Genomic DNA, 25,577 nt, shown 5'->3' on the forward strand with positions numbered 1-25,577 from the left:
CTCGTTCTACGACTCAGGCCACCATCTGGGCGACCTGGCACATCATCCAGACGAAGCTGGCGACAGATACAAGCGCCAAAGACTCACGCGCGATACGGACCATGGGAACCCTCCTGCGGTCGTTGCTTGTTTGTTCTATATTCCACTTTTGTTCTCTTCCGCAAGAGACCCTTGTTCGATTGCGAGCTTTTTTGTCGCGGCCTCGGCGATGATCGCTCGCGGCCCGCATTTCCGGTGGATTTGAGACGCGGATCGGCTCAGATCGCCCCATGCGCCTGATCATCGACACCGACACCGCCGGGGACGACGTGTTCTCCCTGATGCTCGCCCTGCGCCGTCCGGGCGTCACCGTGGACGCCATCACCATCGCCCACGGCAATGTCGGGTTCGAGCAGCACGCCGAGAACGCGCTGGTCACGCTGGAGATGTGCGAACGGTCCGGCGTCCCGGTCTATCTGGGCGCCCAGCGGCCGTTCACCCGCGCGCCCCTCGACGCGGCCTATGTGTTCGGGGCCGACGGCATGAGCGACAGCGACATTCCGCGCGCCGTCCAGCGCCCCTCCCCCGGCCACGCCGCCGACGAGATCGTGCGGCGGGTGATGGCGGCGCCGGGCGAGATCACCCTGATCGCCCAGGCCCCGCTGACCAACATCGCCCTCGCCTATCTGCGCGAGCCGCGCATCGCCCAGGCGGTCAAGCACCTGTGGATCATGGGCGGCACGGACAACGGCGTGGGCAATGTCACGCCGGCGGCCGAGTACAACCTCTATGTCGATCCCGAAGCGGCCAAGATCGTCGTCAACGCCGGTTTCGCGATGAGCATCGTCACCTGGACGCAAACGCTGCGCGACGGCCTGTTGACCCTGGACCAGCTGGCGGCGCTGGACGCCCTGGGCACGCCACGCGCGGCGTTCTTCACCCAGGTCAACCGCGCGTCCCTGGCCTTCGCCCAGGAGACCGAGCATCTGGACGGCAGCCTGCATCCCGACGCCCTGACCTGCGCCGTCGCCCTGGACGAGCGCCTGATCCTGGAGTCGGAAATGGCCGTGGTCGACGTCGAGACGATGGGCGAGCTGACGCGGGGCTACCTCAGCGTCTCCAATCACATCCTGCCCGACATCGAGGTCGCCGACCCGGCCCTGCGCCGCCGTCCGCCCAACGCCCGGGTCATCAAGCGGATCGACCAGCAGGGCTTCTACGACGCGCTGCGTGAAGCCCTGCTCTAGGCGCTAGAACGTCTGCGCCACCAGGTGACCGTCCTTCAGGGCGAAGACCCGGTCCATGTAGCGGGCTAGGTCCATGTTGTGGGTGGCGATCAGGGCTGCCACGCCGCGCTGGCGGGCCTGCTCGTAGAGCGCCTGGAACACCCCCGCCGAATTGGCCGGGTCGAGGTTGCCGGTCGGCTCGTCGGCCAGCAGCAGCTTGGGCTTGTTGGCCAGGGCGCGGGCGATGGCCACCCGCTGCTGCTCGCCGCCCGACATCTGGCCCGGCTGGTGGTTGAGCCGCTCGGCCAGGCCCAGCTGGTTCAGCATTTCGGTCGCGGCGGCGCGCGCCTCGGCCTTGCTCTTGCCGGCGATCATCGCCGGCATGGCGACGTTCTCGACCGCGCTGAACTCGGGCAGCAGGTGGTGGAACTGATAGATGAAGCCCACGGTCGACAGCCGCACCTTGGTGCGCTGGCGCTCCGACAGCTTGGAGCAGTCGCGGCCGTCCAGGGCGATCAGCCCGGCGTTGGGCTTTTCCAGCAGGCCGGCCGCGTGCAGCAGCGACGACTTGCCCGAACCGGACGGGCCGATCAGCCCGACCACCTCGCCCGGATAGACGTCCAGGTCGACGCCGCGCAGCACGTTGAGCGCCCCGGCCTCGGTGACATAGGTGCGCTCGACCCCGCGCAGGGCCAGGACGGGGCTGGGGACCGGATGGCCGGCGGGGCTACTCATAGCGAAGGGCCTCAACCGGATCGAGATGCGAGGCCCGGATGGCGGGCGGCAGGGTGGCCAGGATGCTCATCGCGGTGGAGATGCCGACGATGCTGGCGACCTCCGCCCAGTCGATCTTGGCCGGGATGTGGGCCAGGAAATAGATGTCGGCGCTGAACACCGCCGTGCCCGTCACCCATTCCACGAAGGCCTGGATGGCGGTGATGTTGGCGCAGAACAGCACCCCCAGCAGCAGGCCGGCCAGGGTGCCGGCCAGGCCGATCGAGGCGCCGGCCATGATGAAGATCCGCAGGATCGAGGCCTGCCCCGCCCCCATGGTCCGCAGGATGGCGATGTCGCGGCCCTTGTTCTTCACCAGCATGACCAGGGCCGAGATGATGTTAAGGGTGGCGATGGCGACGATGAAGAACAGGATCAGCCGCATCACCTTGCGTTCCACCTGCAGGGCGTTGAAGTAGCTGGAGTTCTTGTCCATCCAGTCCTGGACGAAGGCGCCCGGGCCGCTGGCCTGCTCGATCGAGGCCTTGATGTCCCGGGCCTTGTCCGGGTCGGCGACCTTGATCTCCACATAGTCGATCGAGGTGTCGCGGCCGAAGAACAGCTGGGCCTGGGGCAGCGCCATGTAGACGAAGCTCTCGTCGAACTGGCTCATGCCGACGCTGAAGATCCCGCCGACCGTGTAGTCCTTCTCGCGCGTCGAGGTCCCGAAGGCGGTGGCCGGGCCCGAGGGCGAGATCAGGGTGATGGCGTCGCCGACCGACAGGCCCAGGTTGCGGGCCATGCGGTCGCCGATCAGCACGATGTCGCCGCCGTATTCGCCCTCGCCGAACCCGGCCAGCGAGCCGCGCTTGATGTTGCTGGCGATCATCTTCATGCCGCGCAGGTCGGCCGGGGTGACGCCGCGCACGATCGCGCCCGACACCTGGCTGGGGCCGATGACCATGGCCTGGGCCTCGACCATCGGCGCGGCCTGGGTCACCCCGGGCACGGCCTTGATGCGGGTGATGACGCCGGCGCGGTCGGGACCGTTGAGCAACGGCCCCTGGGCGTAGACGTGGCCGTTGAAACCCAGCAGCCGGCCGAGCAACTCGGCCCGGAAGCCGTTCATCACGCTCATCACGGTGATCAGGGCGAAGACCGCCAGCATCACCGCCGCGAACGAGATGATGGCGATCAGCGCCACGCCGCCGTTCTTGCGCTTGTTGCGCAAGTACCGCCAGGCGACGGTGCGCTCCCAGGTTCCGAACGGACCGGCCGCGCCGAGGGCCATCAGGCGGCCTTGCCCGAAAGCTGGGCGATCACCTCGGCCAGCGGCGCGGTGTGACGCTCACCGGTCTTGCGGTTCTTGATCTCGACCACGCCCTCGGCGATCCCCTTGGGCCCGACGATCATCTGCCAGGGCACCCCGATCAGGTCCATCGAGGCGAACTTGCCGCCGCCGCGGGCGTCGGTGTCGTCATAGAGCACCGCCTTGCCGGCCGCCGTCAGGGCCTTGTAGGCGCCCTCGCAGGCTTCGTCGCAGGCGGCGTCGCCGACCCGCAAGGAGATGATCCCGACGTCGAACGGCGCCACCGACTCCGGCCAGATGATCCCGGCCTCGTCGTGGCTGGCCTCGATGATCGCGCCCAGCAGGCGCGAGACGCCGACGCCGTAGCTGCCCATCTGCACCGGGGTGTCCTTGCCGTCCGGACCAGCCACCAGGGCCTTCATCGGCTCGGAATACTTGGTCCCGAACGAGAAGATGTGACCGACCTCGATGCCGCGCGCCGACAGGCGGTCGCCCTCGGGCAGCTTGGCGAAGGCCTCGGCGTCGTGCATTTCCTCGGTGGCCGCGTAGAGCGCCGTGCGCTGGTCGACCAGCGGCTGCAGGTCGCCGTACCAGTCGACGTCGGGGCCGGGGGCGCCCATCTCGACCAGATCCTTGTGGCAGAACACCTCGCTCTCGCCGGTGTCGGCCAGGACGATGAACTCGTGGCTCAGGTCGCCGCCGATCGGGCCGGTGTCGGCGCGCATCGGCACCGCCTTCAGACCCATGCGGGCGAACAGGTTCAGGTAGGCCACGAACATGCGGTTGTACGACTTGCGCGCGCCCTCGGCGTCGAGGTCGAAGCTGTAGGCGTCCTTCATCAGGAACTCGCGGCCGCGCATCACGCCGAAGCGCGGGCGGCGCTCGTCGCGGAACTTCCACTGCACGTGATAGAGGTTCTTGGGCAGGTCCTTGTAGCTCTTGACCGAGCCGCGGAAGATCTCGGTGATCATTTCCTCGTTGGTGGGGCCGTACAGCAGCTCGCGCTCGTGGCGGTCGACGATGCGCAGCATCTCGGGGCCGTAGGCGTCGTAGCGGCCCGACTCGCGCCACAGGTCGGCCAGTTGCAGGGTCGGCATCAGGAGCTCGATCGCCCCGGCCCGGTCCATCTCCTCGCGGACGATCTGCTCGACCTTGTTGAGCACCCGCAGGCCCAGCGGCAGCCAGGCATAGATGCCCGCCGCCTCCTGGCGGATCATGCCGGCCCGCAGCATCAGCTGGTGCGAGACGATCTGGGCGTCGGAAGGGGCTTCTTTGAGAACGGGCAGGAAATAGCGCGACAGGCGCATGGAACGGACGTCTCCGGGGAATTCGAGGCGTTGAGATAGCCGCTTGGGCGTCAGCTTGGCAACGCGCGCGGCGAAAAGATGGCCGCCAAGCGCTTTCGGGCGAGGCGGCGGCCGGTTCGCGTGAAGAAAACGCGCCAACAAGGGAGCGCCGTCAGGAACGAAAAGAAGGCCGCGCGGTTCACGCGCGGCCTTTCAAGTCATCGTCGGGGAAGACGCCACAGAGCAAGGTCGAAAAGCCGACCTCGTGAGTCTGAGCCTAGGCCGCGAACGACTGTTCGGGGCGCCAGATTGCGTCTGGCCTGACCACTTGGCGAAGTTCGCCCAGGGATTGGGCGAATGACGGTAAATTCGACGCGCGCCGCCCAAGGCTTGGGCGCCATTCATATGATCAATAGGTAGCCGGCAGGCTCGGCAGGGTGATCAGCTTGAAATGGATGACCAGCAGCAGACCCGCCATCACCAGGGCCGAAACCCAGGTGGTGGTGAAGAATTTGCGCTTCAGGTTCGGATTGACCGGCGCGCCGGGATCCGCGCCGGGCGGCGGCGTGATGCCCATCTCGTGGAAGGTGCGGTTGCCCAGCGGTAGCACGGCGAACAGCGTGGTCCACCAGATGGTCAGATAGACGGCGATGCAGGTGACCGGACCCATCAGTGAGCCTCCCCATTTTCGTTTTTGGCAGGGGTTTCCATGAGCTCGACCAGCATGCCGCCCATGTCCTTGGGGTGAACGAAGATGATCAGCGTACCATGGGCGCCGATCCGCGGCTCGCCCAGGACGGTGGCGCCCTTGGCGACCAGGCTGTCGCGGGCCTCGTAGATGTTTTCCACCTCGAAGCAGACGTGGTGCTGGCCGCCCTTGGGGTTCTTGGCCAGGAAGCCGTGGATCGGCGATTTTTCGCCGTAGGGCTCGATCAGTTCGATCTGGCTGTTGGGCAGGTTGACGAAGCACACCCAGACGCCCTGCTCGGGCATGGCCCACTTCTCGGTGTGCGACGTCGCGCCCAGCAGGTCGCGGTACATCTTCAGCGAGTCGTCGATGGAGGGCGTGGCGACGCCGACGTGGTTGAGCTTGCCGATCATGCGTTCCGGGTCCTGCGCGCTGGGACGCGCGGTTGATGAGGACCGCGCGACCCTGTCTTGTTTTCCGAGGGTATAGACGACTTCATGGACCCCCGGCGAGGCGTTTCCGAGGCGCCGGCCGCCCGGCGAACGGGCTAGGCCCGCCCAGGCATGGCCTTCAGCCAGTGGAAGCGCACCGGCGTCACCTGGACCAGCAACAGGCCGGCGACGAAGCCGCCGAGGTGGGCCTGCCAGGCGATGCCGATGATCCCGACGCCCGAGGCCAGGCCGTAGGCCGCGCCAAGACCGACCACCAGGAGGTTCGAGATCACCGCGGAGACGACCTGCCGCATCACCGTGCCGGAGAAGATCGGCGCCAGCTTGATCTCGCCGGGTCCGCTCAGGCGGGCCACGGCGCCCCAGAGCCCGAAGATCGCGCCCGAGGCACCGACGACCGCGCCCTGCCCCGGCGACAGCAGCAGGAACACCGCGCCGCCGGCCAGGCCGCAAACGAGATAGAACGCCAGGAAAAGCAAGCCGCCCAAGGCGTCTCGGCCCAGGCGCTGCGCGATCGCCGGCCCCAGGGCGACGAGCGCCGCGCTGTTCATGGCGATGTGCAGCCAGCCCGCATGCAGGAACATGTGGGTCAGGATCGTCCACCACAGACCGTGCGCGAAGCCGGGCGCCGACAGCGCGCCATAGACGAAGATCGCGTCGCCGTAACCTCGCGCGTCGCCGATCAGTTGGCCGGCGAAGACCAGCCAGATCACGGCGGTCATCACCAGGACCGGCCAGGCCTCGAACCACAGCATCGCGGGCCCCCTGCCCCACAGCGCCTCGCGCCGTGGGGCCTCGGAGACGCGCGGCGGCTGCTCGCTCATCGCGCGGCTAGATCCGCAGCACCGTGGTCTCGACCACGGGCTTGCGTTCCCAGATGCGGAAGGCGGCCTTCTTGACGGCCCGCGAGATGGCGCTTTCGATGGCCTCGTCGATCTCGCGCTGGTCGTCCTTCATGCGCTTGAAGGCGGTCTCGGCCTCTTCCGCCAGATCGTCCAGCGCGTCGTCCAGCGGATATTCGGCGTCGCCGGCCAGGCCCAGGCCGCGGACCTGCGGGCCCGAGACGATGCGGCTCCTGCCGTCCAGCACAACCGACACGGCCAGCATGCCGTTGAACGCCGCGTGACGCCGCTCGCGCAGGGCCTCGCCGTTCTCGGGCGTCACCACGCCGCCGTCGACATAGAGGCGGCCCGAGGGCACCTCATCGATGATCGCCGGATGGCCGGGGGCCAGGCGCACCATGTCGCCGTTGCGCGGGCTGACGGCGTGCGGGACCTGCAGGTCCTTGGCGAAGGCGGCGTGCTCGATCAGGTGGCGGCGCTCGCCATGGGTCGGCACGGCGATGGTTGGCCGGGCCCACTGGTACATCTGCTTGAGTTCGTCGCGGCACGGGTGGCCGCTGACGTGGATGCCGGGGGTGTCGCGTTCGGTGTGCAGGCGCACGCCGCGGTCGGCCAGCTTGTTCTGCAGGTTGCGGATCGGGATCTCGTTGCCGGGGATGACCCGCGAGCTGAAGATCACGTGGTCGCCCTGCGAGAGCTTGACGTGCGGGTGGGTGCCCTCGGCGATGCGGGCCAGGGCGGCGCGCGCCTCGCCCTGGCTGCCGGTGCAGAGGAACAGCACTTCGTTCTCGGGTAGGTACTTGGCCTGGTCGTCGGTGATGAAGGGCTCCAGGCCCTCCAGCAGGCCGACATGGCGGGCGGCGGCGGCCATGCGGTGCATCGAGCGGCCGGCCAGGCAGACCTTGCGGCCGGCGGCCTGGGCGGCGCGGATCACGGTGTCCATGCGGGCCACGTTCGAGGCGAAGCAGGCCACGGCGATCTTGCCGGTCAGGCTCTTGATCAGCCGGTTCATCGCCACGCGGACGTCGGCTTCGGAGCCGGCCACGCCGTCGACGAAGACGTTGGTGCTGTCGCAGACCATGGCCAGGACGCCCTCGTCGCCGAGGCGCTGGATGGCCTCGATGTCGGTGGGGCCGCCCAGTTGGGGATCAGGGTCGATCTTCCAGTCGCCGGTGTGCAGGATCGTGCCCAGCGGCGTCTTGATCGCCACGCCGTTCGGCTCGGGGATCGAGTGCGTCAGGGTGATCATTTCCAGGTGGAACGGACCCAGGTCGAAACTGCCGCCCAGCGGGATCTCGGTGATCGGCACCTCGCCCAGCAGGCCGGCGTCGCGCAGTTTCTCGCGCAGCAGGAAGGCGGTGAACGGCGTGGCGTAGACCGGGGCCTTAAGGCGCGGCCACAGCCAGTGCACGGCGCCCAGGTGGTCTTCGTGGGCGTGGGTCAGGACGATGCCGATGATGTCCTTGGCATAGGCCTCGATGAACTCGGGGTCGGGCAGGATGATCTCGACGCCCGGCGTGGTCTGGTCGCCGAAGGTCACGCCCAGGTCGACGACGATCCACTTGCGATCATGCGCCGGGCCGTAGCCGTACAGGTTGAAGTTCATGCCGATCTCGTTCGAGCCGCCCAGCGGCAGGAAAACGAGTTCGTCCTTGGGAGAAGGCTTGTCGGTATATTTGGTCATTAGGTCTCTAAATGGGTGTTACGGCGATGAATTTCGAGGAGACCACGGATGGTCAGATCTGAATCGAAGTGGTCGATGCTGTCGGTGGCGCCCTCGAACAGCGAGGCGACGCCGCCGGTGGCGACCACGGTCATGGGCTGCGCCCGCTCGGCCTTGATCCGGGCCACCAGGCCCTCGATCAATGAAATATAGCCCCAGAATACACCCGACTGCATGGCGCTGACAGTGTCGGTGCCGACGATGCGGTTCTTGGCCGGGCGCTGGATGGCGATGCGCGGCAGCTTGGCCGCCGCCTCGTGCAGGGCCTGCATGGACAGGTTGATGCCGGGGGCGATGATCCCGCCCTCGAAGGCGCCGTCGGCGCCGACGATGTCGAAGGTGGTGGCCGTGCCGCTGTCGATGACGATCAGCGGGCCCGGATAGACCATGTGCGCGCCCACGGCGTTGACCAGGCGGTCGGCCCCGGCCTCGGACGGCTTGTCGATCCGCACGTCGACGCCCAGCTCGGCGTTCTCGCCGATCACCAGCGGCTCGACGTTGAAATAGCGGCGCGACAGGTTGCGCAGGTTGAAGATCGACTGCGGCACGACGCTGGAGATGATGCAGGCGTCGATGGCCCGGAAGCCCAGGCCCTGCATCGACAGCAACTGCGACAGCCAGACCACGTACTCGTCGGCCGTGCGCGTGCTCTCGGTGGCGGCGCGCCACTGGGCGATCCACTCGTTGCCATCATGGATGGCGAACATGGTGTTGGTGTTGCCCTGTTCGATGGCCAGCAACATCAGGAGGCCCCTCCGAAAAAGACGTCGCCGGCGGTGATCCGGCGCAATTGACCGTCGGCCAGACGAAGACGCAGCGCGCCGTCGCCGTCCAGTCCTTCCGCGATCCCCTCCAGGGTCTCGGTCCCCAGGCGGGCGACGCAGGGCTCGCCCAGGCCATGGGCCCGCGCGGTCCAGGCGTCGGCGATGGCCGGGAAGCCCAGCCGCAGCCAGACGTCGTTCCAGCGCGCGAAGGCGGCGGCCAGGACCTCGATCGCCTCGATGGGCGACGGCGGCGGGGCGGCCCTGTAGGTCGGGATGGCGGTGGCGGGGCGTTCGCTGTCGATCGGCTTGCGGGCCAGGTTGACCCCGATCCCGACCGCGATCCACAGCCCGCCGTTCGGCCGCGCCCCGGACTCCACCAGGATGCCGCTGACCTTCAGCCCGCCCAGCAGCGGGTCGTTGGGCCATTTGAGGCTGACCAGGCTGGCGGGCACGTAGGCGGCCAGCAGGTCGGCCACCGCCAGGGCGGCGACGAACGACACCTGGGCGGCTTGCGCGGGCGGCTTGTCGGTCGAGAACAGCAGGGTGGCGGCCAGGTTGCCCTCGCCGGTTTCCCAGGCCCGGCCCCGTCGGCCGCGACCGGCCGTCTGGCGCAGGCCCACGATCCAGACCGGGCCCGCCTCCCCCGCTTCCGCGCGGCGACGGGCCTCGGCGTTGGTCGAGTCGATCTCGTCCAGGACGACGACGGGCGCGGGCGAAACAGCGCCCGTCACGTCACGCGTGGCCAAAAGCCGCCGCGGCGGCCCTGGCTGCGGGGTCGAGCCAGATCAGCGCGACCAGCACGACCGGGAACGAGAACAGCGCCGCGGCGAAGCCGATCGCCCGGGCGGTCGGTTGCGGCTTGTCCACCGCGCTGGCCGGAGCGTCGAACCACATCGTCTTGATCAGGCGCAGATAGTAGAACGCCGCGACCACGCTGCCGACCAGGCCCAGCACCGCCGCCCATTGCAGCAGCACGTCGCCCGAGCCCATGGCGGCCCCGAACACGTAGAACTTGGCCCAGAAGCCCGAGAACGGCGGCAGGCCCAGGGCCGACAGCGAGAACGCGGTCATGGCCAGGGCGACGCCCGGACGTTCCTTCACCAGGCCGGCCATGTCCTCGATGGTCTCCATGGGCTTGCCGTCGCGCGACAGGGCCTGGAGGCAGGCGAAGAAGCCGGTGACGTCGACCATGTAGAGGGTCATGAACAGCAGCATCGAGCCCAGGCCGGTCTCGCCGCCGGTCGCCACGCCCAGCAGGGCGTAGCCGACATTGGCGATCGAGCTGTAGGCCCACAGGCGCTTGAGGTTGCTCTGGGCCAGGCCGGCGAAGGCCCCGACGAACACCGAGGCCAGGGACGTGATGATCAGGATCTGGCGCCATTGGCCCGCCGCGTCCGGGAAGGCGTCGCCCAGCACGCGGGCCAGCATCATCATGGCGGCCAGCTTCGGCGCGGCGGCGAAGAAGCCGACGACCGGGGTCGGGGCGCCTTCATAGACGTCCGGGGTCCACATGTGGAACGGCGCGGCCGAGACCTTGAACGCCAGGCCGCAGATCAGGAACACTAGGCCAAACAGCAGGCCCATGCCGTGCGCCCCGTGGGCGACGGCGGCGATGTCGGCGAAACGGGTCGAGCCGGCGAAGCCGTAGATCAGCGAGGCGCCGTACAGCAGCAGGCCCGACGACAGGGCCCCGAGCACGAAGTACTTCAGGCCGGCTTCGGACGACTTGGCGTCGTCACGGCGGAAGGCGGCCAGGACATAGAGCGCCAGCGACTGCAGCTCGACGCCGATATAGAGGCTGATCAGGTCGCCGGCCGAGGCGGTGACGCCCATGCCCAGGGCGGCCAGCACGATCAGCACGGCGAATTCGAACTTCTGGTCGCCGCGGACGGCCAGCCAGCGGTCGCCCAGCACGACGGCGATGGCGCTGAACAGGTAGATGGCGACCTTGGCGTAGGTGGCGGCGGCGTCGGCGGCATAGACGCCGTTGAACGCGTGGCCGTGCGGCCCGGCCATGGCGGCCACGGCCGCGCCCAGCAGGGCCAGGACGGCCGCGCCGGTGAACAGCGGGGAGACCTTGCCGTGGAACGCGCCCCAGACCAGGAGCACCAGGGCCGAGGCCCCGAGGATCGCTTCGGGAAGAACGAGGGAGAAGTTGGCGGCGAACGTCATGGTGTCCCTCACCCGCCCACGGCGGCGCGCCAGGCGCCGACGAGCCCGTCGACGGACGACGCGGTCAGGTTCAATACGAGATTGGGATAAACGCCGAGCACCAGGGTGGCGATGATCAGCGGGGCGAAGATCAGGATCTCGCGCTTGTCGAGGTCGGTGATCGTCTTGAGGTCCGGATTGACGATCTCGCCGAACATCACGCGACGATAGAGGTTCAGGGCGTAGACCGCCGACAGGATGACGCCGGTGGTGGCCACGATCGCCGTCCAGGTCGAGGCCTTGTACGTGCCGACCATGGTCAGGATCTCGCCGACGAAGCCCGAGGTGCCCGGCAGGCCGACATTGCCCATGGTGAACAGCATGAACGTCGCCGCGTACCAGGGCATGCGGTTGGTCAGGCCGCCGTAGAAGGCGATCTCGCGGGTGTGCATGCGGTCATAGACCACCCCGACGCAGAGGAAGAGCGCGCCGGAGATCACCCCGTGGCTCAGCATCTGGAACAGCGCGCCCTGCTCGCCCTGGGCGTTGCCCGAGAAGATGCCCATGGTCACGAAGCCCATGTGGGCCACCGACGAATAGGCGATCAGCTTCTTGATGTCGGTCTGACGGAAGGCGACCAGCGAGGTGTAGACGATGGCGATCGCCGACATCGCGAACACCAGCGGCTGGAACATCTCCGAGGCGTTGGGGAACATCGGCAGGCTGAAGCGCATGAAGCCGTAGCCCCCCAGCTTCAGCAGGATGCCCGCCAGGATCACCGAACCGGCCGTCGGGGCCTCGACGTGGGCGTCGGGCAGCCAGGTGTGGACCGGCCACATCGGCATCTTGACCGCGAAGCTGGCGAAGAAGGCCAGCCACAGCCAGGTCTGCAGCCACGGGGCGAACTTGTAGGTCATCAGCACCGGGATCGACGAGGTGTGGGCGATGGCGATCATCGACAGGATGGCCGCCAGCATCAGCACCGAGCCGAGCAGGGTGTAGAGGAAGAACTTGTAGGCCGCGTAGATCCGGCGCTTGCCGCCCCAGATGCCGATGATCAGGAACATCGGAACCAGGCCACCCTCGAAGAAGAGGTAGAACAGGATCAGGTCCAGGGCGCAGAACACGCCGATCACCAGGGTCTCGAGAACCAGGAAGCAGATCAGGTATTCGACGATCCGCTTATCGATCGATTTCCAGCCGGCGATGATGCAGAGCGGCAGCAGGAACGCCGTCAGCAGCACGAACAGGATCGAGATGCCGTCGACGCCCATGCGGTAGTGCAGGCCGGCGAACCAGGCCACGTCTTCCACGAACTGGAAGCCGGGGTTCTTGGCGTCGAACTGGGCGACCAGCAGGATCGACAGGGCGAAGGTGACCAGGGTGGTCGCCAGGGCGATCCACTTGGCCAGGTTGTCGGTCTTGGCGTTGTCGCCCGAGGCGGCGCGAACCGCCAGGAGGACGGCCACGCCGACGAGCGGGGCGAAGGTAGTGAGGCTAAGCAGGCCGGTCATCGATCCGTCCTCAACGGAATGCATAGAGGGCGAACGTCAGCAGGCCGGCGACGCCGAGCAGCATGACGAAGGCGTAGTGATAGACGTAGCCGCTCTGCAGCTTGCCGGTCCGCCGACCGACCGCGTAGCTGACGGCGCTGACGCCGTCCGGTCCGAGGCCATCGATCAGCTTCTGGTCGCCGCCCTTCCAGAACAGGTCGCCGAGGAACTTGGCCAGGCGCACGAAGGTGGCTTGGTACAGCTCGTCGAAGAACCACTTGTTGTAGAAGAACACGTACAGCGGGCCGTTGCGGGCCGCGAGCTTGGCGCCCAGGCCTTCCTTCCAGATGTAGACGTAGAAGGCGATGGCGAGGCCGAGGATCGAGGCGACCAGCGGGCTCCACTTCACCCACTCGGCCACTTCGTGGGCTTCGTGCAGCACGTGGTTGGTTGGGGCGTTGAAGATCGCGCCGCGCCAGAACTCGACCTGATGATGGCCGACGAAATAGTCGGTGAACAGGAAGCCGGCGAAGATCGCGCCGATCGACAGCACGATCAGCGGCACCAGCATCACCCAGGGGCTCTCGTGCGGTGTGTGGTCATGGCCATGGTCGTCCCCGTTCGGGAGCGGTTCGTCATGGGTCTCGATCTGGGCGTCGGACGCGTGGTCGTCGTGCCCGTGCGCGTCATGGGCGTGGTGATCGTCATGGCCCCAGCGGGCGTGGCCGTTGAAGGTGAAGAAGGCCACGCGCCAGGAGTAGAACGAGGTCAGGCCCGCCACCAGCACGCCGATCGCCCAGGCGAACATCGCGATGCCGTTGTGGCCGCCGGCGGCGAAGGCCGCCTCGATGATGGTGTCCTTCGAGTAGAAGCCGGCGAAGCCCAGGTGCAGCGGCGGGAAGCCCAGACCGGTGATGGCGATGGTGCCGACGGTCATGGCGATGAAGGTCACCGGCAGCAGCTTGGCCAGGGCCCCGTACTTCCGCATGTCCTGCTCGTGGTGCATGCCGTTGATCACCGAGCCGGCCCCCAGGAACAGCAGCGCCTTGAAGAAGGCGTGGGTGAACAGGTGGAACATCGCCGCCTGGTAGGCGCCGACCCCGGCCGCGAAGAACATGTAGCCCAGCTGCGAACAGGTCGAATAGGCGATGACCCGCTTGATGTCGTTCTGGGTCAGGCCGACCGTGGCGGCGAACAGGGCGGTGACCGCGCCGATCACCGTGACGATGTTCTTGGCGACGGGCGCGTATTCGAACATCGGCGACAGCAGGCACAGCATGTAGACGCCGGCGGTGACCATGGTCGCCGCGTGGATCAGGGCCGAGACCGGGGTCGGGCCTTCCATGGCGTCCGGCAGCCAGGTGTGCAGGAAGAACTGCGCCGACTTGCCCATCGCGCCGATGAACAGCAGGAAGCAGGCGATGTCGACCAGCGGGAAGGTGTGGCCGGCGAACTCCCAGGTGCGCGCCGCGCCCGAGGCGATCTGCGGGAAGATCTCGGCGAACTGGATCGAACCGAACGCCCAGAAGGTGGTCATGATGCCCAGGGCGAAACCGAAGTCCCCCACCCGGTTGACGACGAAGGCCTTGATGGCGGCGGCGCTGGCGGTCGGCTTCTTGAACCAGAAGCCGATCAGCAGGTACGAGGCCAGGCCCACCCCTTCCCAGCCGAAGAACAGCTGCATGAAGTCGGCGGCGGTGACCAGCGCCAGCATGGCGAAGGTGAACAGCGACAGATAGGCGAAGAACCGCGGCTTGTCCGGGTCGTGCGCCATGTAGCCCCAGCTGTAGACGTGGACGAGGGCCGAGACCGTCGTGACCACGATCAGCATCACCGCCGACAGGGCGTCGATGCGGATCGACCAGTTGGAGACGAAGTTTCCGACGTGGATGAAGGGCAGCAGGTCGACCGTGAAGGCCTCCAGGTGGCCCCAGGTCCATTGGCCGAAGACGTACCAAGACAGGGCGCAGGCCAGGATCAGGCCGCCCGTGGTGATGGCCTGCGAGGCGACGTCGCCGATGCGGCGGCCGAACAGGCCGGCCACGATCGCGGCGAGCAGCGGCGCGAAGACGATGATGGTGACGAGAGTCTGCACTGCGATCAGCCCTTCATCACGCTGGCGTCGTCGACGGCGATGTCTCCGCGGTTACGGAAGAACGTCACCAGGATAGCCAGGCCGACGGCCGCTTCGGCCGCGGCGACGGTCAGCACGAACATGGCGAAGATCTGCCCCACCACGTCATGCAGATAGACCGAGAAGGCCACCAGGTTGATGTTCACCGCCAGCAGGATCAGCTCGATCGACATCAGGATGACGATGATGTTCTTGCGGTTCACGAAGATGCCGAAGACGCCGATCGTGAACAGGATGGCGGCGACGACGAGATAGTGAGACAGGCCGATCATTCGCTGATCCCCTCGCCCGGCTTGATCTGCACGAGTTCCATCCCGGTCTTTGGCGTACGGGCGATCTGCTTGCCGATGTCCTGGCGCTTGACGCCCGGCTTGTGGCGCAGGGTCAGGACGATGGCGCCGATCATGGCCACCAGCAGCACCAGGCCCGCCAGTTGGAAGAAGAAGATGTAGTCGGTGTAGAGAACCCGGCCGATCATCTCGGTATTGGGCACGCCCGGCGCCGAGGCCATCGGGACGGCGCTCTTGCCCGCCGCGCCGTTGGTGGCCACCGTCGCGGCGACGAAGATCATCTCCAGCGTCAGGAAGCCCGCCACCAGCCCGCCGATCGGCAGGTACTGGGCGAAGCCCTGTCGCAGCTCGGCGAAGTCCACGTCGAGCATCATCACGACGAACAGGAACAGCACCGCGACCGCGCCCACATAGACGACGATCAGCAGCATCGCCAGGAACTCCGCGCCCAGCAGGACGAAGAGGCCGGCGGCCGAGAAGAAGGCGGTGATCAGGAAGAGCACCGAGTGCACGGGGTTGCGCGCCGAGACGACGAGAAGACCCGCCACCACAGTCGCTACCGCCAGCAAATAGAAAGCTATCGCCTGCAAGGCCATCGGCCCAGGTGCTCCCTTGAAAACCGTAAAACACAGACGAGCCGGATGGCTCGCCGTCTACCCTCGGAATCGCGCCCCGTCCTTTAGCGGTAGGGCGCGTCCAACTCCAGATTCTTCGCGATCAGCCGCTCCCAACGGTCGCCGTTGTCGAGCAGCTTTTCCTTGTCGTAGTAGAGCTCTTCGCGCGTCTCGACGGCGTACTCGATGTTCGGCCCCTCGACGATGGCGTCCACCGGGCAGGCCTCCTGGCACAGGCCGCAATAGATGCACTTGACCATGTCGATGTCGTAGCGGGTCGTGCGGCGGCTGCCGTCCTCGCGCGGTTCGGCCTCGATGGTGATGGCCTGGGCCGGGCAGATGGCCTCGCACAGCTTGCAGGCGATGCAGCGCTCCTCGCCCGACGGATAGCGACGCAGGGCGTGCTCGCCGCGGAAACGGGGCGACTGCGGGCCGCGCTCGTTCGGATAGATCACCGTCTTCTTCGGGGCGATCATGTACTTCATGGCCAGGCCGAAGGCGCCCGCGAAGTCGAGCAGCGCCACGCCTTTGATGGCTTGGGAAATGCGTTGCATCATGGACGCTGCTTACCCTTCGAGATCACGCAGGTGTAGTTCGAAAGCTGAGCGGGGTCGCCCCCGTCCTGCTTGGATTCAATCTTGCCGCCGTCTGCGGCGCATTTCTCGCTGTCGCGACGCAATTGGTCATAGCTGGCCACCCCACGCCCCAGCGAATAGGACGTCTTGCCCGAGGCCACGTCGTCGGTCGCGCAGCCCGCCAGGGCCAGGCCGAGGCCGGCGAGCAGGGCCATGGAGGCCAGGATGGTGGTCTTGCCGATCACGCCTGGATTCCGAACACGCGCCAGCCGGCCACCAGCGCCACCAGCACCAGCGACATCGGCAGGAAGACCTTCCAGCCCAGCCGCATCAGCTGGTCGTAGCGGTAGCGAGGCACGATGGCCTTGGCCATGGCGAACATGAAGAACCAGAAGATGATCTTGGCGAAGAACACCAGGAACCCGAAGATGCTGACCGCCGTCGGCGGCAGGCCGTTCAGGAACGGCGTCGGGAAACCGGGATTCCAGCCGCCGAAGAACAGCACGCTGATCATCGCGCACATCAGCACGATGTTCGAATATTCGCCGATCATGAACAGCAGGTACGGGGTCGAGCTGTACTCGACCTGGTAGCCGGCCACGAGTTCGGATTCGGCTTCGGGAAGGTCGAAGGGCGGGCGGTTGGTCTCGGCCAGGGCCGAGATGTAGAACATGCCCATGGCGATGATCATCACCGGGGCCAGGATCAGGTTCCTCAACCCGCCGCCGAACACGTTCCAGTTCCAGATCCAGCCGGACTGCTGCTCGACGATCGAGGTCAGGTTCATGGTGCCGGCCAGCAGGATCACCGTGATGATGATCAGGCCGATCGAGACCTCGTACGACACCATCTGCGCCGCCGAGCGCAGCGCGCCCAGGAACGGGTACTTCGAGTTCGAAGCCCAGCCGCCCATGATGATGCCGTAGACGCCCAGCGAGCTCATCGCCAGCAGGTAGAGGATGCCGACATTGAGGTTGGCCACCACCCAGCCCGGAGCCAGCGGCACCACGGCCCAGCCGACGAAGGCCAGGACGAAGCTCAACAGCGGGGCCAGGATGAACACCACCTTGTCGGCGCCCGACGGGATGACGATTTCCTTCAGCACGAACTTCAGGAAGTCGGCGAAGGACTGCAGCAGGCCGAACGGACCCACCACGTTGGGGCCCTTGCGCATCTGGACGCCGGCCCAGATCTTGCGGTCGGCCAGCAGCAGGAAGGCCAGGCTGAGCAGGATCCAGATCATCACCAGGGCGATCTGCCCGAGGGTGATGCCGAACCAGAGAAGCGGAGACATGTTGGCCACGGTCTACTCCGCCGCGATCTTGGCGGCGCCGGAAACCACGGCCGCGCATTCGGCCATGGTCACGCTGGCGCGCGCGATGGGATTGGTCAGGTGGAAGGCCTTCACCGTGCCTTCGAACGGCGTGTCGGCCAGCTCGCCAGCGGCGCCCAGGCCCGACAGGTCGAACACGGTCGGGACCGAGCCCGGCGCGAAGTCGATCTGGCCGAAGGTCGGGTGCTCGGCGAACAGCCTGGCCCGCAGCTGGTCCAGGCTGTCATAGGGCAGCTTGTGGCCGAGAATCTCGGACAGGGCCCGCAGGATCGACCAGTCTTCCTTGGCCTCGCCCTTCGGGAACACCGCCCGCTCGCCCATCTGGACGCGGCCTTCGGTGTTCACATAGAGGCCGTTCTTCTCGGTATAGGCCGCGCCCGGCAGGATGACGTCGGCCTTGTGGGCGCCGGCGTCGCCGTGGGTGCCCAGATAGACCTTGAAGGCGTCCGAGGCCGAGGCGTCGATCTCGTCGGCCCCCAGCAGGAACAGCACGTCCAGCGCGCCCTTCTGGACCATCTGGCCGGCGGTCAGACCGCCCTCGCCGGGCGTGAAGCCGAGGTCGAGACCGGCCACGCGGGCGGCGGCGGTGTGCAGCACGTTCCAGCCGTTCCAGCCTTCGCGGACCACGTTGAAGCTCTTGGCCACGGCGGCGGCGGCCTTCAGCACGGCCGCGCCGTCGGCGCGGGTCAGGGCGCCCTGGCCGACGATGATCGCCGGACGCTGCGCGTTCTTCAGGGCGGCGACGAAGTCGGACTTGCTCTTGGCCAGGCCCGACAGGGTCTTCCCGCCAGCGCCGAGGTAGTCGTAGTCGTAGGTCAGGTCGCCCTGCTCGCCGATCACCCCGACGCGGACCTTGCCGGCCAGCCACTGCTTGCGCAGGCGGGTGTTGAGCACCGGCGCCTCGAGGCGCGGATTGGTCCCGACCAGCAGCACGACGTCGGCGTTCTCGATGCCGGCGATCGTCGAGTTGAACAGCCAGCTCTCACGCGGGCCATGGCCCAGCGCCGTGCCGTCCTGACGGGCGTCGAGGTTCTTGACGCCCAGGGCGGTGAACAGGTCCTTGGTGGCCTTCAGGCTCTCGGCGTCCTGCAGGTCGCCGGCGATGACGCCGATGCGCTCCGGCTTGGCGGCCTTGAGCTTGCCGGCCACGGCCGCGAAGGCCTCGGCCCAGGTCGCGGGGGCCAGACGGCCGCCGACGCGGACATAGGGGCGGTCAAGGCGCTGGCGCTGCAGGCCGTCGACGGCGTAGCGGGTCTTGTCGCTGATCCACTCCTCGTTGACGTCCTCGTTGACGCGCGGCAGCACGCGCAGCACCGCGGAGCCGCGGGCGTCGACGCGGATGGCCGAGCCCAGGGCGTCCATGACGTCGACGCTCTCGGTCTTCTTCAGCTCCCAGGGCCGCGCCTCGAAGGCGTAGGGCTTGGAGGTCAGGGCGCCGACCGGGCACAGGTCGATGACGTTGGCGCTGAGCTCCGACGTCACCGCCGCGCCCAGATAGGTCGTGATTTCAACGTCTTCGCCGCGCGAGATCAGGCCGATCTCCGGCGAGCCGGCGACCTCGGTGATGAAGCGCACGCAGCGGGTGCACTGGATGCAGCGGGTCATCACGGTCTTGATGAGCGGGCCCATGGCCTTCTCTTCGACCGCGCGCTTGTTCTCTTCGTAGCGGCTGTCGTCGCGGCCATAGCCCATGGCCTGGTCCTGCAGGTCGCACTCGCCGCCCTGGTCGCAGATCGGGCAATCCAGCGGGTGGTTGATGAGCAGGAACTCCATCACCCCTTCGCGGGCCTTCTTGACCATCGGGGTCTTGGTGAAGATCTCCTGGCCCTCGGCGGCCGGCAGGGCGCACGACGCCTGTGGCTTCGGCGGACCGGGCTTCACCTCGACCAGGCACATCCGGCAGTTGCCGGCGATGCTCAGGCGCTCGTGGTAGCAGAAGCGCGGGATCTCTTCCCCGGCCAGTTCCGCGACCTGCAGAACCGTCATGCCGGGCTCGAACTCGACCTCGACGCCGTTGACCTTGGCGATTGCCATAATCGTTTACTCCGCCGCGATCAGGCTGGCGCCCTGCACGTGCAGGCGACCGCTACGATAGGATGCGATCCGGTCTTCCACCTCGTGGCGGAAGTGACGGAACAGGCCCTGGATCGGCCAGGCGGCCGCGTCGCCCAGGGCGCAGATGGTGTGACCCTCGACCTGGGTCGTGACGTCCAGCAGGGTGTCGATCTCTTTGGGATCGGCCTCGCCGGTGGCCATGCGCTCCATGACCCGCCACATCCAGCCGGTGCCTTCGCGGCACGGCGTGCACTGGCCGCAGCTCTCGTGCTTGTAGAAGTAGCTCAGGCGAGCGATGGCGCGGACCAGGTCGGTGTCCTTGTCCATGACCATGACGGCGGCGGTGCCCAGGCCCGACTTCAGATTGCGCAGGGCGTCGAAGTCCATCGGCAGGTCTTCGCACTGCTCGGCCGGGATCATCGGCACCGAGGCGCCGCCCGGGATCACGGCCTTGAGGTTGCCCCAGCCGCCGCGCACGCCGCCGCAGTGATCCTCGATCAACTGGCGGAACGGGATGCTCATCGCCTCTTCGACATTGCAGGGCAGGTTCACGTGGCCCGAGACGCAGAACAGCTTGGTGCCGGCGTTGTTGGGACGGCCAAAGCCGGTGAACCAGGCCGCGCCGCGCCGCAGGATCGTGCCGGCGACGGCGATGCTCTCGACGTTGTTGACCGTGGTCGGCATGCCGTACAGGCCCGCGCCGGCCGGGAACGGCGGCTTCAGGCGCGGCTGGCCCTTCTTGCCTTCCAGGCTTTCCAGCAGGGCGGTCTCTTCGCCGCAGATATAGGCGCCGGCCCCGTGGTGGACGTAGAGGTCGAAGTCCCAGCCGTGGATATTGTTCTTGCCGATCAGCTTGGCGTCGTAGGCCTGCTTGATGGCTTCTTCCAGAACCTCGCGCTCGCGGACATATTCGCCACGAATGTAGATGTAGCAGGCGTTGGCCAGCATGGCGCGCGAGGCGATCAGGCAGCCTTCGATCAGCAGGTGGGGATCATGCCGCATGATCTCCCGGTCCTTGCAGGTGCCCGGCTCGGACTCGTCGGCGTTGACGACCAGGTAGTGCGGACGGCCGTCCTTCACTTCCTTGGGCATGAATGACCACTTCAGGCCGGTGCCGAAGCCCGCCCCGCCCCGGCCGCGCAGGCCGGAGTTCTTCATGTTGTCGATGATCCAGTCGCGCCCGGCGTCCAGGATGTCCTTGGTGCCATTCCAGCAGCCGCGCTTCTTCGCACCCTCCAGGCCCCAATCGTGGAGACCGTAGAGGTTGGTGAAGATGCGGTCCTTGTCTTCGAGGATACCGACCATGACTCAGCTTTGCGGATCGAATGGATGGGCGCGCACATAGCGCGTCCGACGAAGGATGACATAGGCGAAAAGCAGCCAGCCGGCCGCAATCGTCACAAGGCCCACGGGGACGGCCCAGGCGGGCGCCGCGGGAGCCATGCGGCCCCAGATCAGCACCAGGGCGCCGACCAGGCAGGCCGCCAGGCCCGAGAGCCGTTCGACGCGGTAGAGGCCGCGAACGGTCCGGACATAGGCCACGCGCTTGGCGAGCAGGACGGGATCATCGCTCACGACGCCTTGCCCTCCTCTTCCGCCTTCGCGGCCTTCATCCAGCCCAGGATGAACCAGATCTGGGCGCCCAGCCCCACGGCGATCGAGACCAGGAACACCGGCATCAGCCAGCCCTGCTTGAAGGCCACGTGACCGATGATCGCCGCGCCGGCCAGCACGAAGCACACGGCGTCGATGGCGAACATCGTCGTCAGGCGCTTCTTCTGCATCAGGGCGGCGTCGTTGGACATCAGGCGGCCGGCTCTTTCTTCGGAGCCTTCTTGGGCTTTTCGGGCAGGTTGGGGATCTTGATCTTCTTGGCCAGCGAGCCGTCGTACAGCTTCGGGTCCGTCAGCGTCTTGATCGCGCCCTTGGGCTCCGAGGCCTTGCGGCCGTCGTAGCTGCCCGGCTTGGGCGACTTGCCGGCGGCGAAGTCGTCGAGGATCTGGGCCAGGCTCTCCGGCGTCAGGTCCTCGTAATAGTAGTCGTTGATGGCGGCCATCGGCGCGTTGCAGCAGGCGCCCAGGCACTCGACCTCTTCCCAGCTGAACTTGCCGTCGGCCGAGACGTCGTTGGCTTCGCCGATCTTGGCCTTCAGCACGGCCTTCAGGTCGAGCGCGCCGCGCAGTTGGCACGGCGTGGTGCCGCACAGCTGGACGAAGGCGACCTTGCCGACCGGCTGCAGTTGGAACATCACGTAGAAGGTGGCCACCTCCAGCACCCGGATGACCGGCATCTGCAGCTGCTTGGCGATCTCCTGGATGGCGGGTTCGGAAACCCAGCCCTCCTGCTTCTGGGCCAGCCACAGCATCGGGATCACCGCCGACTGCTTGCGCTCGGCGGGATACTTGGCTTTCCACCATTCGGCCTTGGCCTGGCTGTCCTTCGAGAAGGCGAAGCTGGCCGGCTGGTCCTTGGCGAGGCGACGTACGCTCATCGTGCGAAATCCACGCGGGCGATCTTGTCGCCCCTGAAGGTGTAGATGGCGGCGACCTGGAAGGGCGCGTCGCCGTTGCCGCGGTCGACGTGCTCGTGATCGATCACGTTGGCGCCCACCACGATGCGGTTGAGAAGCTTGGCCTTGTTGTTCGGGAACTGCGCGAACGCGACCTCGTACCAGGCGCGATAGGCCTCGATGCCCGTGCGGGCCACCTCGCCGTTCAGGCCGGCGACCACGACGTCGTCGGTGAAGTGGGCGCAGTGAGCGTCCAGGTCCTGGGCGTTGTAGGCGTCCAGCTGGGCTTGAGCGATGTCTTCCAGACTCACCGGTCGACCTCGCCGAACACGATGTCGAGCGAACCCAGGATGGCCGAAACATCGGCCAGCTGGTGGCCGCGGTTCATCCAGTCCATCGCCGCCAGGTGCGAGAAGCCCGGCGCCTTGATCTTGCAGCGGTACGGCTTGTTGGTGCCATTGCTGACCACGAACACGCCGAACTCGCCCTTGGGCGCCTCGACGGCGGCGTAGACCTCGCCTTCCGGGGTGCGGAAGCCTTCGGTGTAGAGCTTGAAGTGGTGGATCAGGGCTTCCATCGACCGCTTCATCTCGGCGCGGCGCGGCGGGCTGACCTTGTTGTCCTGCGTCATCACCGAACCCGGCGTGACCCGCAGCTTTTCAATGGCCTGCAGGATGATCCGGGTCGACTCGCGCATCTCCTGCATGCGGCACAGATAGCGATCGTAGCAGTCGCCGTTCTTGCCCAGCGGGATGTCGAACTCGAACTCGTTGTAGCACTCGTAGGGCTGGTTGCGGCGCAGGTCCCAGGCGATGCCCGAACCGCGCACCATCACGCCGGAGAAGCCCCAGGCCAGGGCGTCTTCCTTGCTCACCACGCCGATGTCGACGTTGCGCTGCTTGAAGATGCGGTTGTCGGTGATCAGGCCTTCGATATCGTCGCAGATCTTCGGGAAGGCCTTGGCCCAGGTCTCGATGTCGTCGATCAGCGACGGGGTCAGGTCCTGGTGGACGCCGCCCGGCCGGAAATAGTTGGCGTGCAGGCGAGCGCCGCAGGCGCGCTCGTAGAACACCATCAGCTTCTCGCGCTCCTCGAAGCCCCAGAGCGGCGGCGTCAGGGCGCCGACGTCCATGGCCTGGGTCGTCACGTTCAGCAGGTGGTTCAGCACCCGGCCGATCTCGCAGAACAGCACGCGGATCAGGCTGCCGCGCTTGGGCACGTCCACGCCCAGCAGTTTCTCGATGGCCAGGCAGAACGCATGTTCCTGGTTCATCGGCGCCACGTAGTCGAGGCGGTCGAAATAGGGGATGTTCTGGAGGTAGGTGCGGGCCTCCATCAGCTTCTCGGTGCCGCGGTGCAGCAGGCCGATGTGCGGATCGACGCGCTCGACGATCTCGCCGTCCAGCTCCAGCACCAGGCGCAGCACGCCGTGCGCGGCCGGGTGCTGCGGGCCGAAGTTGATGTTGAACTTGCGGACCGGGGTTTCCGGCACGATCGGCAGCGAAGGCGCGTCGTGGAAGAAGTCGGTCGCAGCGGCGGGTGAATTGGAACCGGTCATAGCTTACGCGTCCCCTGCCCGCTTCTCGCCCTTCTCGTCGCCCGGCAGGGCGTACTTGGCGCCCTCCCACGGAGACAGGAAGTCGAAGGCGCGGAACTCGGTGATCTTCACGGGTTCGTAGACGACGCGCTTGAGCTCGTCGTCGTAACGGACCTCGACATAGCCCGTCATCGGGAAGTCCTTCCGCAGCGGATGGCCGTGGAAGCCGTAGTCGGTGAGGATGCGGCGCAGGTCCGGGTGGCCTTCGAAGAAGATCCCGTACATGTCGAACGCCTCGCGCTCGAACCAGTCGGCGACCGGGAACACCGGCGTGACGCTGGGCACGGCGGTGTCCTCGTCGGTCTGCACCTTGAAGCGCACCCGATGGTTCTTGATCAGCGACAGCAGGTGGTAGACGACGTCGAACCGGCGCTCGCGCTCCGGATAGTCGACACCGCACAGGTCCACCAGCTGGTGGAACCGGCAGTCGGGATGGTCGCGCAGGAACTCCAGCGCCTGGACGACCCGGCCCGCCGGGCCCAGCAGGTTCAGCTCGCCGAACGCCACGGAATAGGCGGTGATCGCGCCGGCAGAGTTGGCGACGATGGTCTGGCCCAGGGCCTCGAGCGGCGAAAGCGTCACTTCAGCGGAAACAACGTCGGTCATCGCTCGATCGTCCCCGTGCGACGGATCTTCTTCTGCAATTGCAGCACGCCATAGACCAGCGCCTCGGCGGTGGGCGGGCAGCCGGGGATGTAGATGTCCACCGGCACCACGCGGTCGCAGCCGCGCACGACGCTGTAGCTGTAATAGTAGTAGCCGCCGCCGTTGGCGCAGCTGCCCATCGAGATGACGTAGCGCGGCTCCGGCATCTGGTCGTAGACCTTGCGCAGGGCCGGAGCCATCTTGTTGGTCAGGGTGCCGGCGACGATCATCACGTCCGACTGACGCGGGCTGGCGCGGGGCGCGAAACCGTAGCGCTCCAGGTCATAGCGCGGCATGGCCGAGTGCATCATCTCGACGGCGCAGCAGGCCAGGCCGAAGGTCATCCACATCAGGCTGCCGGTGCGCGCCCAGGTGATCAGGTCGTCGGCGGCCGCCGTGACGAAGCCCTTGTCGGCCAGCTGACCGGACAGACCGTCGAAATACGGGTCGTGCCGCTTGGGGTCATAGCCCTCGACCGTCGACCGGGCGGCGGAGCCGGCCGGAACTAACGACGCGCCATTGGGGGGCGAGCTGTTGGCGGGAACGATCACTCCCATTCGAGGGCGCCCTTCTTCCATTCGTAGATGAAGCCGACAGTCAGAACGCCCAGGAAGGTCATCATCGACCAGAAGGCGAAGGCCGCCACGTCGTGGGGCAGCTTCATCAGCGCGACCGCCCACGGGAACAGGAAGGCCACTTCCAGGTCGAAGATGATGAACAGGATCGAGACCAGGTAGAACCGGACGTCGAACTTCATGCGCGCGTCGTCGAACGCGTTGAAGCCGCATTCGTAGGCGGACAGCTTTTCAGGGTCCGGCGCCTTGGGTGCGAGCACCGCGGCCGCGAGGATAAAGGCGATGCCCAACACCGCCGCGATCCCGAGGAAGATCACGATCGGCAGATACTGGAGAAGGAAGGCGTTCATGACAGCCCTTGGCTTGAATCGAGCGGGTTGTAGCTCAGTGTCATCGGCGCTTCAAACGCCTGCGACACATTGAGAAACGATCGCAACTAGCATTCACTCACAGCTTCCACGACATGGCCGTTGACACGTTCATCGGCGCGACATATCAGACGCCCCTCGCCGCACGGCGGGTCGCACTTCGCTTCGGCGGAGCCTGATGCGGATGTAGCTCAGTTGGTTAGAGCGCCGGCCTGTCACGCCGGAGGTCGCGGGTTCAAGTCCCGTCATTCGCGCCAC

The 25,577-nt window shown here is 67.0% G+C and carries 29 protein-coding genes and 1 tRNA gene; 2 read left to right on the forward strand and 28 right to left on the reverse strand.

Features of this window, described 5'->3' with window-relative positions:
* Window positions 1–13: 13 nt before the first annotated feature.
* Entirely contained in the window at window positions 14–367 is a 354-nt protein-coding gene (sidA, locus tag PMI01_RS28270) for a cell division inhibitor SidA (RefSeq protein ID WP_369744228.1), read from the reverse strand.
* On the opposite strand from sidA, the gene PMI01_RS24760 reads away from it, so the two are divergent.
* Complete coding sequence (locus tag PMI01_RS24760; protein WP_007676114.1) at window positions 270–1,226, forward strand: nucleoside hydrolase; 957 nt, start codon at window positions 270–272, stop codon at window positions 1,224–1,226. The two genes, sidA and PMI01_RS24760, sit on opposite strands and share 98 nt — an antisense overlap.
* A 3-nt stretch (window positions 1,227–1,229) precedes the next feature.
* Here the strand turns inward: PMI01_RS24760 and PMI01_RS24765 are convergent, their stop codons facing one another.
* The 27 genes from PMI01_RS24765 to PMI01_RS24895 form a co-directional block, all read right to left on the reverse strand.
* Complete coding sequence (locus PMI01_RS24765) at window positions 1,230–1,940, reverse strand: ABC transporter ATP-binding protein (RefSeq protein ID WP_007676117.1); 711 nt, start codon at window positions 1,938–1,940, stop codon at window positions 1,230–1,232.
* Complete coding sequence (locus tag PMI01_RS24770) at window positions 1,933–3,210, reverse strand: lipoprotein-releasing ABC transporter permease subunit (RefSeq protein ID WP_007676120.1); 1,278 nt, start codon at window positions 3,208–3,210, stop codon at window positions 1,933–1,935. The genes PMI01_RS24765 and PMI01_RS24770 overlap by 8 nt, the downstream gene beginning before the upstream one ends.
* The gene (gene proS / locus PMI01_RS24775) at window positions 3,210–4,535 is read right to left on the reverse strand and encodes a proline--tRNA ligase (protein ID WP_007676122.1); all 1,326 of its coding nucleotides are present in this window, start codon (window positions 4,533–4,535) and stop codon (window positions 3,210–3,212) included. Before proS ends, PMI01_RS24770 begins: the two co-directional genes overlap by 1 nt.
* Before the next feature lie 388 nt (window positions 4,536–4,923).
* The gene (locus PMI01_RS24780) at window positions 4,924–5,184 is read right to left on the reverse strand and encodes a DUF1467 family protein (protein ID WP_007676130.1); all 261 of its coding nucleotides are present in this window, start codon (window positions 5,182–5,184) and stop codon (window positions 4,924–4,926) included.
* Entirely contained in the window at window positions 5,184–5,615 is a 432-nt protein-coding gene (gene mce / locus PMI01_RS24785) for a methylmalonyl-CoA epimerase (protein ID WP_007676133.1), read from the reverse strand. Before mce ends, PMI01_RS24780 begins: the two co-directional genes overlap by 1 nt.
* 134 nt (window positions 5,616–5,749) lie before the next feature.
* Window positions 5,750–6,475, reverse strand: coding sequence for a rhomboid family intramembrane serine protease (locus PMI01_RS24790; protein WP_007676135.1), 726 nt, complete (start codon window positions 6,473–6,475; stop codon window positions 5,750–5,752).
* Between the two features lie 7 nt (window positions 6,476–6,482).
* Window positions 6,483–8,177 (reverse strand): ribonuclease J, encoded by a 1,695-nt coding sequence (locus tag PMI01_RS24795; RefSeq protein ID WP_007676137.1) that lies wholly within the window; start codon window positions 8,175–8,177, stop codon window positions 6,483–6,485.
* A complete protein-coding gene (locus PMI01_RS24800) occupies window positions 8,177–8,962 on the reverse strand; it encodes a type III pantothenate kinase (protein WP_035038378.1) in 786 nt (261 codons plus the stop codon). The genes PMI01_RS24795 and PMI01_RS24800 overlap by 1 nt, the downstream gene beginning before the upstream one ends.
* Window positions 8,959–9,711 carry a biotin--[acetyl-CoA-carboxylase] ligase gene (locus tag PMI01_RS24805; RefSeq protein WP_007676141.1) on the reverse strand — a complete coding sequence of 251 codons (753 nt, stop codon included), beginning with the start codon at window positions 9,709–9,711 and terminating at the stop codon, window positions 8,959–8,961. Before PMI01_RS24805 ends, PMI01_RS24800 begins: the two co-directional genes overlap by 4 nt.
* 1 nt (window position 9,712) lies before the next feature.
* Window positions 9,713–11,152, reverse strand: coding sequence for an NADH-quinone oxidoreductase subunit NuoN (gene nuoN, locus PMI01_RS24810; RefSeq protein ID WP_007676143.1), 1,440 nt, complete (start codon window positions 11,150–11,152; stop codon window positions 9,713–9,715).
* 8 nt (window positions 11,153–11,160) lie between these two features.
* Window positions 11,161–12,645 (reverse strand): NADH-quinone oxidoreductase subunit M, encoded by a 1,485-nt coding sequence (locus PMI01_RS24815; protein WP_007676145.1) that lies wholly within the window; start codon window positions 12,643–12,645, stop codon window positions 11,161–11,163.
* A 10-nt stretch (window positions 12,646–12,655) separates the two neighbouring features.
* Entirely contained in the window at window positions 12,656–14,719 is a 2,064-nt protein-coding gene (gene nuoL / locus PMI01_RS24820; RefSeq protein WP_007676151.1) for an NADH-quinone oxidoreductase subunit L, read from the reverse strand.
* 5 nt (window positions 14,720–14,724) lie between these two features.
* Window positions 14,725–15,030, reverse strand: coding sequence for an NADH-quinone oxidoreductase subunit NuoK (gene nuoK, locus PMI01_RS24825; RefSeq protein WP_007676152.1), 306 nt, complete (start codon window positions 15,028–15,030; stop codon window positions 14,725–14,727).
* The gene (locus PMI01_RS24830) at window positions 15,027–15,644 is read right to left on the reverse strand and encodes an NADH-quinone oxidoreductase subunit J (protein WP_007676153.1); all 618 of its coding nucleotides are present in this window, start codon (window positions 15,642–15,644) and stop codon (window positions 15,027–15,029) included. The genes nuoK and PMI01_RS24830 overlap by 4 nt, the downstream gene beginning before the upstream one ends.
* A gap of 83 nt (window positions 15,645–15,727) precedes the next feature.
* Window positions 15,728–16,219, reverse strand: a complete 492-nt coding sequence (gene nuoI / locus PMI01_RS24835; protein WP_007676154.1) for an NADH-quinone oxidoreductase subunit NuoI — start codon at window positions 16,217–16,219, stop codon at window positions 15,728–15,730.
* Complete coding sequence (locus PMI01_RS24840; protein ID WP_007676155.1) at window positions 16,216–16,482, reverse strand: hypothetical protein; 267 nt, start codon at window positions 16,480–16,482, stop codon at window positions 16,216–16,218. The genes nuoI and PMI01_RS24840 overlap by 4 nt, the downstream gene beginning before the upstream one ends.
* Complete coding sequence (gene nuoH, locus PMI01_RS24845; RefSeq protein WP_035038384.1) at window positions 16,479–17,531, reverse strand: NADH-quinone oxidoreductase subunit NuoH; 1,053 nt, start codon at window positions 17,529–17,531, stop codon at window positions 16,479–16,481. Before nuoH ends, PMI01_RS24840 begins: the two co-directional genes overlap by 4 nt.
* A 12-nt stretch (window positions 17,532–17,543) precedes the next feature.
* Complete coding sequence (nuoG, locus tag PMI01_RS24850; protein ID WP_007676157.1) at window positions 17,544–19,604, reverse strand: NADH-quinone oxidoreductase subunit NuoG; 2,061 nt, start codon at window positions 19,602–19,604, stop codon at window positions 17,544–17,546.
* A gap of 6 nt (window positions 19,605–19,610) precedes the next feature.
* Window positions 19,611–20,930 carry an NADH-quinone oxidoreductase subunit NuoF gene (gene nuoF, locus PMI01_RS24855; protein ID WP_007676158.1) on the reverse strand — a complete coding sequence of 440 codons (1,320 nt, stop codon included), beginning with the start codon at window positions 20,928–20,930 and terminating at the stop codon, window positions 19,611–19,613.
* 3 nt (window positions 20,931–20,933) lie between these two features.
* Window positions 20,934–21,200, reverse strand: coding sequence for a hypothetical protein (locus tag PMI01_RS24860; RefSeq protein ID WP_007676159.1), 267 nt, complete (start codon window positions 21,198–21,200; stop codon window positions 20,934–20,936).
* On the reverse strand, window positions 21,197–21,430 hold the full coding sequence (locus PMI01_RS24865; RefSeq protein ID WP_007676161.1) for a hypothetical protein: 234 nt from the start codon (window positions 21,428–21,430) through the stop codon (window positions 21,197–21,199). Before PMI01_RS24865 ends, PMI01_RS24860 begins: the two co-directional genes overlap by 4 nt.
* The gene (gene nuoE, locus PMI01_RS24870; RefSeq protein WP_007676164.1) at window positions 21,430–22,116 is read right to left on the reverse strand and encodes an NADH-quinone oxidoreductase subunit NuoE; all 687 of its coding nucleotides are present in this window, start codon (window positions 22,114–22,116) and stop codon (window positions 21,430–21,432) included. The genes PMI01_RS24865 and nuoE overlap by 1 nt, the downstream gene beginning before the upstream one ends.
* The gene (locus PMI01_RS24875) at window positions 22,113–22,445 is read right to left on the reverse strand and encodes a nuclear transport factor 2 family protein (protein WP_007676166.1); all 333 of its coding nucleotides are present in this window, start codon (window positions 22,443–22,445) and stop codon (window positions 22,113–22,115) included. The genes nuoE and PMI01_RS24875 overlap by 4 nt, the downstream gene beginning before the upstream one ends.
* Complete coding sequence (locus PMI01_RS24880; protein ID WP_007676169.1) at window positions 22,442–23,692, reverse strand: NADH-quinone oxidoreductase subunit D; 1,251 nt, start codon at window positions 23,690–23,692, stop codon at window positions 22,442–22,444. Before PMI01_RS24880 ends, PMI01_RS24875 begins: the two co-directional genes overlap by 4 nt.
* A gap of 3 nt (window positions 23,693–23,695) precedes the next feature.
* Window positions 23,696–24,337 (reverse strand): NADH-quinone oxidoreductase subunit C, encoded by a 642-nt coding sequence (locus tag PMI01_RS24885; protein ID WP_007676171.1) that lies wholly within the window; start codon window positions 24,335–24,337, stop codon window positions 23,696–23,698.
* The gene (locus PMI01_RS24890) at window positions 24,334–24,954 is read right to left on the reverse strand and encodes a NuoB/complex I 20 kDa subunit family protein (protein ID WP_085954911.1); all 621 of its coding nucleotides are present in this window, start codon (window positions 24,952–24,954) and stop codon (window positions 24,334–24,336) included. The genes PMI01_RS24885 and PMI01_RS24890 overlap by 4 nt, the downstream gene beginning before the upstream one ends.
* Window positions 24,924–25,301 (reverse strand): NADH-quinone oxidoreductase subunit A, encoded by a 378-nt coding sequence (locus tag PMI01_RS24895; RefSeq protein WP_007676174.1) that lies wholly within the window; start codon window positions 25,299–25,301, stop codon window positions 24,924–24,926. Before PMI01_RS24895 ends, PMI01_RS24890 begins: the two co-directional genes overlap by 31 nt.
* A gap of 198 nt (window positions 25,302–25,499) precedes the next feature.
* Here PMI01_RS24895 and PMI01_RS24900 point away from each other — a divergent pair.
* Window positions 25,500–25,576, forward strand: a tRNA-Asp gene (locus PMI01_RS24900).
* Window position 25,577: the final 1 nt, after the last annotated feature.

The sequence above is a fragment of the Caulobacter sp. AP07 genome, from assembly GCF_000281955.1.
Lineage (GTDB): Bacteria > Pseudomonadota > Alphaproteobacteria > Caulobacterales > Caulobacteraceae > Caulobacter.

Coding starts and splice junctions, on each gene's coding strand:
- PMI01_RS24790 (WP_007676135.1), bottom strand. CDS start 6,475: ATGAGCGAGCAGCCGCCGCGCGTCTCCGAGGCCCCACGGCGCGAGGCG.
- PMI01_RS24895 (WP_007676174.1), bottom strand. CDS start 25,301: ATGAACGCCTTCCTTCTCCAGTATCTGCCGATCGTGATCTTCCTCGGG.
- nuoK (WP_007676152.1), bottom strand. CDS start 15,030: ATGATCGGCCTGTCTCACTATCTCGTCGTCGCCGCCATCCTGTTCACG.
- nuoN (WP_007676143.1), bottom strand. CDS start 11,152: ATGACGTTCGCCGCCAACTTCTCCCTCGTTCTTCCCGAAGCGATCCTC.
- PMI01_RS24880 (WP_007676169.1), bottom strand. CDS start 23,692: ATGACCGGTTCCAATTCACCCGCCGCTGCGACCGACTTCTTCCACGAC.
- PMI01_RS24890 (WP_085954911.1), bottom strand. CDS start 24,954: ATGGAAGAAGGGCGCCCTCGAATGGGAGTGATCGTTCCCGCCAACAGC.
- PMI01_RS24815 (WP_007676145.1), bottom strand. CDS start 12,645: ATGACCGGCCTGCTTAGCCTCACTACCTTCGCCCCGCTCGTCGGCGTG.
- PMI01_RS24760 (WP_007676114.1), top strand. CDS start 270: ATGCGCCTGATCATCGACACCGACACCGCCGGGGACGACGTGTTCTCC.
- PMI01_RS24830 (WP_007676153.1), bottom strand. CDS start 15,644: ATGGCCTTGCAGGCGATAGCTTTCTATTTGCTGGCGGTAGCGACTGTG.
- nuoE (WP_007676164.1), bottom strand. CDS start 22,116: ATGAGCGTACGTCGCCTCGCCAAGGACCAGCCGGCCAGCTTCGCCTTC.
- PMI01_RS24765 (WP_007676117.1), bottom strand. CDS start 1,940: ATGAGTAGCCCCGCCGGCCATCCGGTCCCCAGCCCCGTCCTGGCCCTG.
- PMI01_RS24795 (WP_007676137.1), bottom strand. CDS start 8,177: ATGACCAAATATACCGACAAGCCTTCTCCCAAGGACGAACTCGTTTTC.
- sidA (WP_369744228.1), bottom strand. CDS start 367: ATGGTGATGGCGTCCACGGTGACGCCCGGACGGCGCAGGGCGAGCATC.
- nuoF (WP_007676158.1), bottom strand. CDS start 20,930: ATGGTCGGTATCCTCGAAGACAAGGACCGCATCTTCACCAACCTCTAC.
- PMI01_RS24885 (WP_007676171.1), bottom strand. CDS start 24,337: ATGACCGACGTTGTTTCCGCTGAAGTGACGCTTTCGCCGCTCGAGGCC.
- nuoH (WP_035038384.1), bottom strand. CDS start 17,531: ATGTCTCCGCTTCTCTGGTTCGGCATCACCCTCGGGCAGATCGCCCTG.
- PMI01_RS24780 (WP_007676130.1), bottom strand. CDS start 5,184: ATGGGTCCGGTCACCTGCATCGCCGTCTATCTGACCATCTGGTGGACC.
- proS (WP_007676122.1), bottom strand. CDS start 4,535: ATGCGCCTGTCGCGCTATTTCCTGCCCGTTCTCAAAGAAGCCCCTTCC.
- PMI01_RS24865 (WP_007676161.1), bottom strand. CDS start 21,430: ATGTCCAACGACGCCGCCCTGATGCAGAAGAAGCGCCTGACGACGATG.
- mce (WP_007676133.1), bottom strand. CDS start 5,615: ATGATCGGCAAGCTCAACCACGTCGGCGTCGCCACGCCCTCCATCGAC.
- nuoI (WP_007676154.1), bottom strand. CDS start 16,219: ATGATGCAACGCATTTCCCAAGCCATCAAAGGCGTGGCGCTGCTCGAC.
- PMI01_RS24770 (WP_007676120.1), bottom strand. CDS start 3,210: ATGGCCCTCGGCGCGGCCGGTCCGTTCGGAACCTGGGAGCGCACCGTC.
- nuoG (WP_007676157.1), bottom strand. CDS start 19,604: ATGGCAATCGCCAAGGTCAACGGCGTCGAGGTCGAGTTCGAGCCCGGC.